Raw genomic sequence first — 12,754 nt, forward strand, 5'->3', positions numbered from 1 at the left:
CCGCAGTGCAAGAAATTGCGTTATTACAGTGTCAGGTGTGAGAGGTTGCGCTCAACCAGCGCGCTGCCCATGCCCGGAACCTGTTTGAGATCGTCGACCGTTTTGAATGGGCCGTACTCTTCACGATAGCTGACGATAGCCTGCGCTTTTTTCAGGCCCACGCCATTCATTGCGCGGGCGAGATCCTCTGCCGAGGCCGAGTTAATGCTGACCCGCGTACCGTCATCATCCGCATTTTTACCGGCGTCAGCCGCTTTGGTCTGCCCTTGTACCGGCGCGGCCGCGTCAGACTTGCTCTGCGTAGCCTGTGGTTTGGCGGCGGTCGCCGCCGCCTGCGCGCCCGCGCTCATCCCGGTGGTGGCAATAGCCAGCGTAATTAACAGTGCTTTGATTCCACATTTCATGCTGTTATCTCCTTGTTTGTTGACAGCCACGCAACGATAGCCGCCTGTGAAAACAGGCACAAACAGCAGATTGCAGAAATGGAAAAGGCCGCGAAAGCGGCCTTTAGTTTTTGCAGAGCGTTACGAAAATCTGCGAGCAGACACGTAATTACTGCTGCTGAGTCATGACATCGCCCAGCTTGATTTTGGCGTCTTTACGCAGGTTGCTCATCATGGCTTCGAAAGCAATCTGAGCATTGTTCTGAGTAATGCCCTGAACCATCGCCTTCTTCTGCGCTTCTGGCAGAGTGCCGGCTTTCACGTCGTCCAGCGCCAGCAGAACAACGTTACCCTGCATATCGGTGGTGGTACCGAAGCTTGGCTTGTCTTTTGCCGGCAGCGTCAGGCTAAACGCGGCCTGACTGATTGGGTCCTGACCGGTACGGCTCAGCGTTTTCGCCTCACCGAAGCTCAGACCTGCCGCTTTCAGCGCGTCCTGTTTACCCGCTTTCAGATCGGCCAGAATCTTCTCAGCGTCCAGTTTAGCCTGCTGTTCTGCTTTGTTGTGCTTAACCTGAGCGACGACCTGATCCTTCACTTCCGCCAGCGGTTTGACCGCTTCTGGCTTGTGCTCGCTGACGCGCAGAACAAAGGCGCGATCGCCGTCAACGGTAATGATGTCAGAGTTGCTGCCCGGCGTGCCGTTCTCGCCCACCAGACCACCGTTAAAGATGGCATCAGAAACCGGTTTGAAGTTCAGCTCTTCCGGCAGGTTGTCGCGACCAAACCAGCCGGTCTCAACTGCTTTCACACCCGCCGCCTGCTCTGCACCTGCCAGAGATTCGTTGTCGTTGCTGGCAGCATCGCTCACCTTCTGCTGCAGCGCGTAGTAGGCATCCAGGGCTTTTTCCTGTTTCACTTTCGCGGCAATATCATCACGAACTTCAGCCAGCGGCTTGGTTTTCGCCGGGGTGATGTCGTCCAGACGCACGACCAGGAAACCAACGGATGATTTAATCACACCAGACAGCTGGCCTTTCTCTTTCAGGCCGGCATTTTTCAGCTCGTCGGGCGTGGTTGCGTCTTCCAGCCAGCCCATATCACCGCCGTTTTTCGCAGAGATAATGTCGGTGGATTTCGCTTTCGCAAGGGTGGCGAAATCAGCGCCTTTGTTCAGCTCATCCAGTACCGCCTTAGCATCTGCTTCAGTTTTGGTCTGAATCACGCTGTAGCGGTTACGCTGCGGCTGAGTGAATTGATCCTGATGCTGGTCGTAGTAAGACTGGATCTCGGCATCAGACGCGCTTTCCTGCAGCGCAGCTGCATCCAGCTTGATGTAGCTGACGCGGAACTGCTCCGGAGAAACAAAGGCGTTTTTATTCTGCTCGTAGTAAGCATTAACGTCTGCGTCGCTCACCTGCTGTTTCGCCGCCAGGGCGTTCACATCAATGGTCGCTTCACGGACCACGCGCTGCTGGGCCACCAGCGCGGCCAGTTCATCGGTTTCACCTTTAAGCATGAAATCGGTACCCACGACAGCGTTAATGAGCTGCTGGGTTGTCAGCTGGTTACGCAGCGCCTGCGCGTACTGATCCGCCGTCATGCCCATCTGGTTAACGATACTGTTGTAACGCGCGTTGTCGAATTTACCGTTAGACTGGAATGCCTGAGTGGCGAAGATCGCTTTTTTGACCTGCTCGTCGCTGATGCCAAGGCCCAGCTTTTTGGCATACTGATCCAGCAGCGCTTCGTCGATAAGACGGTTCAGTGTCTGTTGGCGCAGGGTTTTCATGTACCCTTCATTCGCCGCCAGTTCAGAGAATTGGTCGCCCAGCTGTTGCTGCATACGGTTACGCTCACCGGCAAAAGCATTCTCGAACTGACCACGGCTGATTTCCTGGCCATTCACTTTTGCGGCATAGTTCGCGCCACCGCCAATAAGGTAACTGCTCACGCCGGTCAATATGAACGACACGATAATGATACCGAAAATAATCTTGAGCACGAGACTGTTAGCAGCCGTGCGTAAGCTGTCCATCATGGTGTAACAACACTCCGCTGTAGGTGACTGGTTACCTGACGCTGACGGAAAATCCTGCCCGTCGCGCGTGAAGGCGTATTGTGACAAGAAAACGGGGCGATTGTCAGCCCACAACTCGCATAAACTCGCACAAATCAGGTCTGGACAAACAAAAAAGGCACATCAAACGATGCGCCCTTGTACTATCCGGCTTCCCTGAAACGGGAAAGCAATCAGTTTACTGCGTCTTTCAGCGCTTTACCTGCACGGAAACCCGGCACTTTAGCAGCAGCAATGGTGATCTCTTTACCGGTCTGAGGGTTGCGGCCAGTACGGGCAGCACGCTCTTTAACAGCAAAAGTACCGAAGCCTACCAGTGCAACGTCGTCCCCAGCCTGCAGAGATTCAGTAACAGAAGCAATTAATGCATCTAACGCACGTCCAGCTGCAGCTTTAGAAATATCAGCACCAGCAGCAATTTTGTCAATCAGTTGAGATTTATTCACTGTTCTCTTCCTCTCTTTATAATTTATATCGCGCCTGAGTCCTTCACAACGCGACCGCGCAGCAGTTATATCAGGCCTGCCATGACCTTACAACACCCGTTGTTGATGGCTGACCTAATCAGCAATCTAAATTAGCTATACAAAAAAAGGCTGGCAAGTGCGAAATGACTTACCAGCCTTGTTTTTATTGACGCTCTTTGCGCGAGGTCACTATTTTGCGGTTACAACCTGCATTCCGGAGGGTTCATTCTGCAGTGCAAGACTGAGAACTTCCTCAATTCGCTTAACAGGATGGATCTGCAGATCGGCAATCACGTTGTCCGGAATCTCTTCCAGATCGCGTTTATTTTCGTAAGGGATCAATACGGTTTTGATCCCACCGCGGTGTGCCGCCAGCAGTTTTTCTTTTAACCCGCCGATTGGCAGGACCTGACCGCGCAGCGTAATTTCACCAGTCATTGCCACATCGGCACGTACCGGGTTGCCCGTCAGACAGGAAACCAGAGCGGTGCACATGGCAATACCCGCGCTTGGGCCATCTTTCGGCGTCGCCCCTTCAGGAACGTGAACGTGAATGTCGCGTTTTTCGTAGAAATCCGGGTTGATACCCAGTTTTTCCGCGCGCGCGCGCACCACGGTCAGCGCTGCCTGGATGGACTCCTGCATCACTTCACCCAGCGAGCCGGTGTAGGTCAGCTTGCCTTTGCCCGGCACACAGGCGGTTTCGATGGTCAGCAGATCGCCGCCCACTTCCGTCCATGCCAGACCGGTCACCTGACCCACGCGGTTTTCATTATCCGCGCGGCCATAGTCGAAGCGCTGAACGCCCAGGTAGGCATGCAGATTGTCGCCGTTAATCACGATGTGCTTCAGGCTCTTATCCAGCAGCAGCTGTTTTACCGCCTTACGGCACAGCTTAGATATTTCGCGCTCAAGGCTACGCACGCCCGCTTCACGGGTGTAGTAGCGAATGATGCCGATAATCGCGCTGTCCTCGACGGTCAGCTCGTTGGCTTTCAGCGCGTTACGCTCAATCTGCTTCGGCAGCAGGTGCTGTTTAGCGATGTTCAGCTTTTCGTCTTCGGTATAACCGGAGAGGCGGATCACTTCCATACGGTCCAGCAGCGGTGCCGGTATGTTCATGGAGTTGGACGTTGCCACGAACATTACATCGCTCAGGTCATAGTCCACTTCCAGATAGTGATCGCTGAACGCCACGTTCTGTTCTGGATCAAGCACTTCCAGCAGTGCAGATGCCGGATCGCCGCGCATGTCCGACGACATTTTGTCGATCTCATCAAGCAGGAACAGCGGGTTTTTAACGCCCACTTTCGCCATTTTCTGGATCAGTTTACCCGGCATAGAACCGATGTAGGTACGGCGGTGACCACGGATTTCCGCTTCATCACGCACGCCGCCCAGCGCCATACGGATGTACTTACGTCCGGTCGCTTTGGCGATGGACTGTCCCAGAGAGGTTTTACCCACCCCCGGCGGTCCTACCAGGCACAGAATTGGGCCTTTAATTTTGTTTACTCGGCTTTGTACCGCGAGGTACTCAAGGATGCGGTCTTTCACGCGTTCCAGGCCGTAGTGGTCAGTATCGAGGATCTCCTGGGCCTGACGCAGGTCTTTCTTGACCTTGCTGCGAGCGTTCCACGGAACCTGCACCATCCACTCAATGTAGCCGCGCACGACGGTTGCTTCAGCCGACATCGGAGACATCATTTTCAGCTTCTGCAGTTCTGCTTCGGCTTTCTCTTTCGCCTCTTTCGGCATCTTCGCCGCGTCGATTTTACGCTTCAGCGCTTCGTTTTCGTCCGGCGCGTCGTCCATCTCGCCCAGCTCTTTCTGAATGGCCTTCATTTGCTCATTCAGATAGTACTCACGCTGAGATTTTTCCATCTGTTTTTTCACGCGGTTACGAATGCGCTTCTCAACCTGCAGCAGATCGATTTCAGACTCCATCATCGCCATCAGGTATTCCAGACGTTCGTTAACGTCGGACATCTCCAGCACGGACTGTTTGTCAGCCAGCTTCAGCGGCATGTGTGCAGCGATGGTGTCCGCCAGACGCGCAGGATCGTCGATGCTGTTCAGCGACGTCAGCACTTCTGGTGGGATTTTCTTGTTCAGCTTGATATAGCCTTCGAACTGGCTAATCGCGGTACGTACCAGCACTTCCTGCTCGCGCTCATCAAGTTCAGGCGAATCAAGGTACTCTGCCTTGGCAGAGAAGTGTTCGCCATCGTCTGACAGCGTGGTAATACGCGCACGCTGTAAGCCTTCGACCAGCACCTTCACGGTGCCGTCCGGCAGCTTCAGCATTTGTAAAATAGAGGCCACGGTCCCGACGGTGAAAAGATCGTTTACACCCGGCTCATCCGTTGATGCTTCTTTCTGGGCCACCAGCATGATTTTTTTATCATGATCCATGGCGGCTTCGAGGCAACGGATAGATTTTTCCCGCCCTACAAATAAGGGTATGACCATGTGCGGATAAACCACCACATCGCGCAACGGCAATACGGGGATTTCAATGCGTTCAGAACGCTCAGGATTCATAGAGCTCTCTCTTAGTTTAGTGTCCGCCAGGTAAGCTGGTCATGTCACAGTACTTCACATAACCATTAACATGTATCCAGTATATGGGGATGTTTCCCACACATTCAACGCTATGAATACGGAAAAAGTAAAGGGGAGATAAAATCCCCCCTTTTTGATTAACTGCTTGTATGATTTGGTGAATTATTCGCCAGATGCCTGCTGGGCTTCCGGTTTACCGTAAATCAGCAGCGGCTTGGATTGCCCGCCGATCACGGACTCGTCGATAACCACTTTTTCAACGTCTTCCATCGACGGCAGATCGTACATGGTGTCGAGCAATGCCGCTTCAACGATAGAGCGCAAACCACGCGCACCGGTTTTACGGGCCATCGCTTTCTTGGCAATCGCATCCAGCGCTTCGTCACGGAATTCCAGCTCAACGCCTTCCAGATTGAACAGCGCCTGATACTGCTTGGTCAGCGCATTTTTCGGCTCTTTCAGGATCTGAATCAGCGCGTCTTCGCTCAGCTCATTCAGCGTTGCCACAACCGGCAGACGGCCAATGAATTCAGGGATCAGACCAAATTTGATCAGATCTTCCGGCTCAACCTGCGAAAGCAGTTCACCTTCGTTGGCTTTCTCGGACTTCGCCTTCACCGTTGCGCCAAAACCGATGCCGGAGCCGGTTTCAACACGGTGGGAAATGACTTTATCCAGACCAGCAAACGCGCCGCCGCAAATGAACAGGATCTTGGAGGTATCGACCTGCAGGAACTCCTGCTGCGGATGTTTGCGTCCACCCTGCGGCGGAACGGCCGCAACCGTACCTTCGATCAGCTTCAGCAGGGCCTGCTGCACGCCTTCACCCGACACGTCACGGGTGATGGACGGGTTGTCTGATTTACGGGAGATCTTGTCGATCTCATCAATATAAACAATCCCGCGCTGTGCTTTCTGAACGTCGTAATCGCACTTCTGCAGCAGCTTCTGAATGATGTTCTCAACGTCTTCACCCACATAACCGGCTTCGGTCAGGGTGGTGGCATCCGCCATGGTAAACGGAACATCCAGCAGGCGCGCCAGGGTTTCCGCCAGCAGCGTTTTACCGGAGCCGGTTGGCCCGATCAGCAGAATGTTACTTTTGCCCAGTTCTACGCCATTGCTGGTGTCGCCGTTACGCAGACGTTTGTAGTGGTTGTATACCGCCACCGCCAGCACTTTCTTGGCCTGCTCCTGACCGATGACATAGTCGTCAAGGTGATGACGAATCTCATGCGGCGTTGGCAATGCGCTACGCTCACGGTGCGGCGCAACTTCTTTAATCTCTTCGCGAATGATGTCGTTACATAAATCGACGCATTCGTCGCAGATATACACGGACGGCCCGGCAATCAGTTTACGCACTTCATGCTGGCTTTTGCCGCAAAAAGAGCAGTACAGCAGTTTGCCCGAACCATCTTTGCGTTTATCTGTCATGAGTCCAAACCTCTTTTTAAGTTCTTTGTGCCGCACATGACGACGCAAATGCCATTCTAAGACGCGTGTGCTTTAAGCAGCGTGCCGCCCTACCTTAGTATAGCGGCACACTCGCGTCGCGGGCATCAATTACGATGGGTCAATACGGAGTCGACTAAGCCGTACTCAACTGCCTCTGGAGCAGAGAGGAAGCGATCGCGCTCGGTATCGCGCTCGATCTGCTCAAGAGATTGACCTGTATGCTGCGCCATAAGTTCATTCATGCGCGCTTTTACTTTCAGAATTTCGCGGGCGTGGATTTCGATATCCGTCGCCTGCCCCTGGTAACCCCCCAGCGGCTGGTGAATCATCACGCGGGAGTTAGGCAGGCAGAAACGCTTACCTTTCGCCCCTGCGGTTAACAGGAAGGCCCCCATGGATGCAGCCTGCCCCATACAGATAGTGCTGACATCTGGCTTGATGAACTGCATGGTGTCATAAATGGACATGCCCGCCGTAATCACACCGCCAGGCGAGTTGATGTACAGGTAAATGTCTTTTTCCGGGTTTTCCGCTTCCAGGAACAGCATCTGCGCCACGATCAGGTTAGCCATATGGTCTTCTACCTGGCCGGTCAGAAAGATAACGCGTTCCTTGAGCAGACGGGAATAGATATCGAAAGAACGCTCACCGCGTGAGGTCTGTTCAATAACCATTGGCACCAGCGCCATATGGGGTGCAAAGTTATCTCGTTCGCCACTGTATGACATTTCCGTCTCCTGGTTCAAAATTGAAAACACCTGCTGTACTGATTGTAACCTTATGGACGGATTATCAGCCAGTCTCAATCATCGTGATTACATACTTATGGGGTTCGCCACGCCCTATTTCAAGCATAACAACCTTTTGTTGTAACGCTAACACTGAAAGGGCGTTTTAGCACCCTTCCAGAACCCCTGCAGCGATAAAAAAAACCCGTCGCCGGAAGGCAACGGGTTTTTTGTTCAAACTTTAAACCGTTAGAGCGAAATTACGCCTGCTGGTTCATCAGTTCGTTGAAAGAGGTCGCTTTTTCGGTCACTTTCGCTTTCGCCAGTACCGCTTCAACAGCCTGCTCTTCCAGTGCGACGTTGCGCATGTTGTCCATCAGCTCTTTGTTCTTACCGTAGAACTCGATCACTTCTGATGGATCTTCGTATGCAGACGCCATCTCTTCGATCAGGCCCTTCACACGCTCTTCGTCAGCTTTCAGCTCGTGGGTACGAATCACTTCGCCCAGCAGCAGGCCAACAACAACGCGGCGTTTCGCTTGCTCTTCGAACAGCTCACGCGGCAGTTCCATCGCTTGCTGCTGGTTGCCACCGAAGCGCTGTGCAGCCTGACGGCGCAGCACGTCGATTTCGCTGTCGATCAGGGCAGCAGGAACGTCGATTTCGTTCGCTTTTACCAGACCTTCAATCGCCTGAGATTTCACGCGGTTACGCACAGCACCGTTCAGCTCGCGCTCCATGTTCTTACGCACTTCGGTACGCAGGCCAGCAACAGAACCATCTTCCACGCCGAAACGCTTGATGAACTCTTCAGTCAGTTCTGGCAGTTCGCGCTCTTCAACTTTCTTCAGGTTGATGACGAACTTCGCTGCTTTACCTTTCAGGTTTTCAGCGTGGTACTCTTCAGGGAAGGTCACGTCGATGGTGAACTCTTCGCCCGCTTTGTGGCCTTTGATGCCGTCTTCGAAGCCTGGGATCATACGACCCTGGCCCATTGCCAGTACGAAATCAGACGCTTTGCCGCCTTCGAACTCTTCGCCGTCTACAGAACCGGTGAAGTCGATGGTTACGCGGTCTTCCGCGTCAACAGCGCCTTCTTTCTCTTTCCAGTTCGCCTGCTGCTTACGCAGGGTGTCCAGCATGCCGTCAACGTCTTCGTCAGTCACGGAAACGATCGGTTTTTCAACTTCGATAGATTCCAGGCCTTTCAGCTCAACTTCCGGGTACACTTCGAACTCTACGGAGTAGGTGAAGTCTTCGCCCAGTTTGTATTCACCTGGCACGTAGTTTGGCGCGCCGGCTGGATTGATTTTTTCTTTGATGATCGCGTCGATAAAGTTGCGGCTCATCAGTTCACCCAGCACATCCTGACGCACGGAAGCGCCATAACGCTGAGCAACAACATTCATTGGTACTTTGCCCTTACGGAAGCCGTCAATACGTACTTTTTTTGCTACGTTGACCAGCTCGCTTTTCACAGCAGTTTCGATGCTGTCAGCAGCGATAGTAATCGTTACACGGCGGCCAAGGCCTTGAGTGGTTTCAACTGAAACTTGCATCTTGTTACCTCAAAAAAATCACAGTGCTCGGTCAACTCTGAATCTGTCTGTTATACCGGGATGCTCTCTTAGTGCAGATTCACATTCCCTGTCGCCAGAATCATCCCGAAGACATTCAATAAGACGCGGCATTATAGCGGCATCACTTAGGTGAGTCGAGAACGGTTGGAGCATGTTGCTGCGGCTTTTTTCACACTTTAAGGCTATTTTTAGCCTTAAAATCGCACCATCCGCTCAAAACTCAGACAAAACAAAACGGCCCGGAGGCCGTTTTGAGGAAATCTGTAAGCAACATACTGGAAAAGCTCCAGCCGTTGCAAATCCGATTTATCAGGCGATGGTGCCTGCACCGCGACACGGCGGCGACGCAAAAACCGTATCCTGCAAGCCTTCCCATTCCTTAATGGTGTAGGTATGCAGTGCCAGCGCATGCACGGTCGTGGAGAGTTCTTCCGTCAAGGTGCTGTAGATCAGGCGATGTCGGTTCAGGAAACGTTCTCCCGTGAAGCGATCGCTAACCAGAACCACTTTAAAGTGGCTTTCAGAACCTGCCGGCACGTTATGACGATAGCTTTCGTCGACGACTTCGAGGAACACAGGGTTGAACGCTGCCCTTAATTTTTCTTCTATCTGTTCACGTATCATCATGAAATTACTCCTCCGACAACGCTAAGATGTCACCCATCCCTTTAAATGTTAGCCGCTTTTACCGTTTCCATTACACCTTGACAACAAATATTTAGCTTTCGTCTGATTTTCTCATTCAAATGCATGAAGTTCACTGTGAGACTCATACCTGTCGTCTCTGGCGGGAGGAGAAAAAGGATGAGCTGGTCAGTTTTCAGACAAGACGATGAATTTACATGCGTTGACCACTTCCCCTGGCCGTAGTCGATGATATGATGGCGGCAATTTTTCTCTCTTTAATGCTTACGATTCGTTGAGAACCTGAAAATGTTTAAAAAACTCTTCTTTCCGTTGGTAGCCCTTTTTATGCTGGCAGGCTGTGCGACTCCGCCTACCACTATTGATGTCTCACCAAAAATCACCCTGCCTCAGCAGGACCCAAGCCTGATGGGCGTCACCGTGAGCATTAACGGTGCCGATCAGCGTCAGGACCAGGCGCTGGCAAAAGTGACCCGCGACAACCAGCAGGTGACGCTGACCGCGTCCCGCGACCTGCGCTTCCTGCTGCAGGAAGTGCTTGAGAAGCAAATGACCGCTCGCGGCTACATGATTGGCCCAAGCGGCGCGGTTGATCTGCAGATTATCGTCAACAACCTGTACGCAGACGTCTCTCAGGGCAACGTGCGCTACAACATTGCGACCAAAGCGGATATCGCCATCATTGCCACCGCGAAGAACGGCAACAAGATGACCAAAAACTACCGCGCCAGCTACTCTGTTGAAGGCGCGTTCCAGGCCTCTAACAAGAATATTGCTAACGCCGTTAACAGCGTGCTGACGGACACCATCGCCGATATGGCGCAGGACACCAGCATTCACGACTTTATCAAGCAGAACGCACGTTAATCCTGCTCACTGACCCGGTGCTTCACCGGGTCAGTTTATAAGAACATGTCCAGTCACTACTTACGCATTTTCCAGCAACCGAAATCAGCGATTCTGCTGATCCTCGGCTTTGCCTCCGGTTTACCCCTCGCACTCACCTCCGGCACGCTTCAGGCGTGGATGACGGTTGAGAACATCGATCTCAAAACCATTGGTTTCTTCTCGCTTGTCGGTCAGGCGTATGTCTTTAAGTTCCTGTGGTCGCCGGTGATGGATCGCTATACGCCGCCGTTTCTGGGGCGTCGTCGCGGCTGGTTAGTGATGACACAGGTCCTGCTGCTGCTGGCGATTGCGGCGATGGGCTTTCTTGAGCCGACCACACAGCTCCGCTGGATGGCCGCGCTTGCGGTGGTGATAGCCTTCTGTTCCGCCTCTCAGGATATCGTGTTCGACGCCTGGAAGACGGACGTGTTACCTGCGGAAGAGCGCGGTGCCGGTGCGGCGATCAGCGTGCTGGGCTATCGCCTCGGGATGCTGGTCTCCGGCGGGCTGGCTTTGTGGCTGGCCGACCGTTATCTCGGCTGGCAGGGTATGTACTGGCTGATGGCTGCCCTGCTCATCCCCTGCATTATCGCTACGCTATTTGCACCCGAACCGAGCGACGTCATTCCGGTTCCCCGCTCGCTGGAGCAGGCCGTGGCCGAACCGCTGCGTGACTTTTTTGGCCGCAACAATGCCTGGCTGATCCTGCTGCTCATCGTCCTTTATAAGCTGGGCGATGCCTTTGCCATGAGCCTGACCACCACCTTCCTGATCCGCGGCGTCGGTTTTGATGCCGGTGAAGTGGGCGTGGTGAATAAAACGCTGGGGCTGTTTGCGACCATCGTCGGCGCGCTTTACGGCGGGGTATTGATGCAGCGCCTGACGCTGTTCCGCGCGCTGCTGATCTTCGGCATCCTGCAGGGCGCATCTAACGCGGGCTACTGGCTGCTGTCGGTGACTGACAAGCATATGTTCAGCATGGCCGCGGCGGTGTTCTTTGAAAATCTCTGTGGCGGCATGGGGACGGCGGCGTTTGTCGCCCTGCTGATGACTCTGTGCAATAAATCGTTTTCCGCTACGCAGTTTGCGCTGCTCTCGGCGCTCTCGGCCGTTGGGCGCGTGTACGTAGGTCCGATTGCCGGCTGGTTTGTAGAAGCCCACGGCTGGCCAACGTTTTATCTCTTCTCGGTCGCGGCTGCCGTGCCGGGGATTTTATTATTGCTGGTGTGTCGCCAGACGCTGGAATATACCCAGCGGACCGAACACTTTATGCCACGTACTGAATATCACCGCGCCTACCGATTTGCGTTACGTCTGCTAATGGCGGGCTGCGGCGCGCTGGCGCTATGGCTTGTGGTACTTATCGTTAACGCCAGTACGTCTCTGGCGCTCCCCCTCGAAGCTCTTCTGCTGGATGCAGGAGCCCTGCTGGCCATCGCCGGGATCCTGACGGGCGGTCTGCTCGATTTTATGGCACTGCGTAAAACGCAGTTGACCTGAAGAAAAAGTGAAAGGTTATTTCCCGTTGTAATCACTAACCGAAATTATAACGGTGAAATAGCCAACAGCCGCTAAAAAAATATTTGTTGTTTTGTGCGGGATAGGATTTGGAAATTATTGGAGCCAATTCCAAAACGCTATTTTTCATTAAACGATTCAGCATTGGAAAGTTTGATTTTTCGTTTTTTAGATGTCTTTTTATTGATAATTAATTGTTAATTTTTTGTATATTTTTAACAATGGTTATACCAATTGCCCCTTTTAGGGTATGCTTGGGGGTCCTTTCGTTATAAAGCCCATATCATGCGGCTTCGGTCATAAAAACCGACATAATCTGCAACACTTGTGACACGTGCGGCAGAACCCGGTAACACCTTCCTGACACAGGCCTAATGATGTTTACAGTAATGTAACCTTCCCGTAAAATGCCCGCACACTTTAAACGCCACCAGACTCCCGT

At 53.1% G+C, this 12,754-nt stretch carries 10 protein-coding genes; 2 read left to right on the top strand and 8 right to left on the bottom strand.

Annotation, left to right across the window (positions count from 1 at the left end; genetic code table 11):
* Positions 1-23: 23 nt before the first annotated feature.
* The 8 genes from IM273_RS02775 to bolA form a co-directional block, all read right to left on the bottom strand.
* Positions 24-404, bottom strand: coding sequence for a helix-hairpin-helix domain-containing protein (locus IM273_RS02775; protein WP_045259901.1), 381 nt, complete (start codon positions 402-404; stop codon positions 24-26).
* 148 nt (positions 405-552) lie between these two features.
* Entirely contained in the window at positions 553-2,424 is a 1,872-nt protein-coding gene (gene ppiD / locus IM273_RS02780) for a peptidylprolyl isomerase (RefSeq protein ID WP_028012162.1), read from the bottom strand.
* A gap of 212 nt (positions 2,425-2,636) precedes the next feature.
* Positions 2,637-2,909, bottom strand: a complete 273-nt coding sequence (hupB, locus tag IM273_RS02785; protein WP_002444653.1) for a nucleoid-associated protein HU-beta — start codon at positions 2,907-2,909, stop codon at positions 2,637-2,639.
* Positions 2,910-3,119: 210 nt separating this feature from the next.
* Positions 3,120-5,474 (bottom strand): endopeptidase La, encoded by a 2,355-nt coding sequence (gene lon, locus IM273_RS02790; RefSeq protein ID WP_023334706.1) that lies wholly within the window; start codon positions 5,472-5,474, stop codon positions 3,120-3,122.
* A gap of 183 nt (positions 5,475-5,657) precedes the next feature.
* Entirely contained in the window at positions 5,658-6,932 is a 1,275-nt protein-coding gene (gene clpX / locus IM273_RS02795) for an ATP-dependent protease ATP-binding subunit ClpX (protein WP_028012161.1), read from the bottom strand.
* 125 nt (positions 6,933-7,057) lie between these two features.
* A complete protein-coding gene (clpP, locus tag IM273_RS02800; RefSeq protein WP_014069126.1) occupies positions 7,058-7,681 on the bottom strand; it encodes an ATP-dependent Clp endopeptidase proteolytic subunit ClpP in 624 nt (207 codons plus the stop codon).
* Positions 7,682-7,941: 260 nt separating this feature from the next.
* Complete coding sequence (gene tig / locus IM273_RS02805; protein WP_008503318.1) at positions 7,942-9,240, bottom strand: trigger factor; 1,299 nt, start codon at positions 9,238-9,240, stop codon at positions 7,942-7,944.
* Positions 9,241-9,570: 330 nt separating this feature from the next.
* Positions 9,571-9,888, bottom strand: a complete 318-nt coding sequence (gene bolA / locus IM273_RS02810; protein WP_003859051.1) for a transcriptional regulator BolA — start codon at positions 9,886-9,888, stop codon at positions 9,571-9,573.
* A 306-nt stretch (positions 9,889-10,194) separates the two neighbouring features.
* Here bolA and IM273_RS02815 point away from each other — a divergent pair, with 306 nt between their 5' ends.
* Positions 10,195-10,773 carry a lipoprotein gene (locus tag IM273_RS02815; protein ID WP_028012160.1) on the top strand — a complete coding sequence of 193 codons (579 nt, stop codon included), beginning with the start codon at positions 10,195-10,197 and terminating at the stop codon, positions 10,771-10,773.
* Between the two features lie 45 nt (positions 10,774-10,818).
* On the top strand, positions 10,819-12,294 hold the full coding sequence (ampG, locus tag IM273_RS02820; RefSeq protein ID WP_193050706.1) for a muropeptide MFS transporter AmpG: 1,476 nt from the start codon (positions 10,819-10,821) through the stop codon (positions 12,292-12,294).
* Positions 12,295-12,754 lie beyond the last annotated feature (460 nt).

Source organism: Enterobacter cloacae complex sp. P13B, assembly GCF_014895915.1.
In the GTDB taxonomy this organism is placed as follows: domain Bacteria; phylum Pseudomonadota; class Gammaproteobacteria; order Enterobacterales; family Enterobacteriaceae; genus Enterobacter; species Enterobacter bugandensis.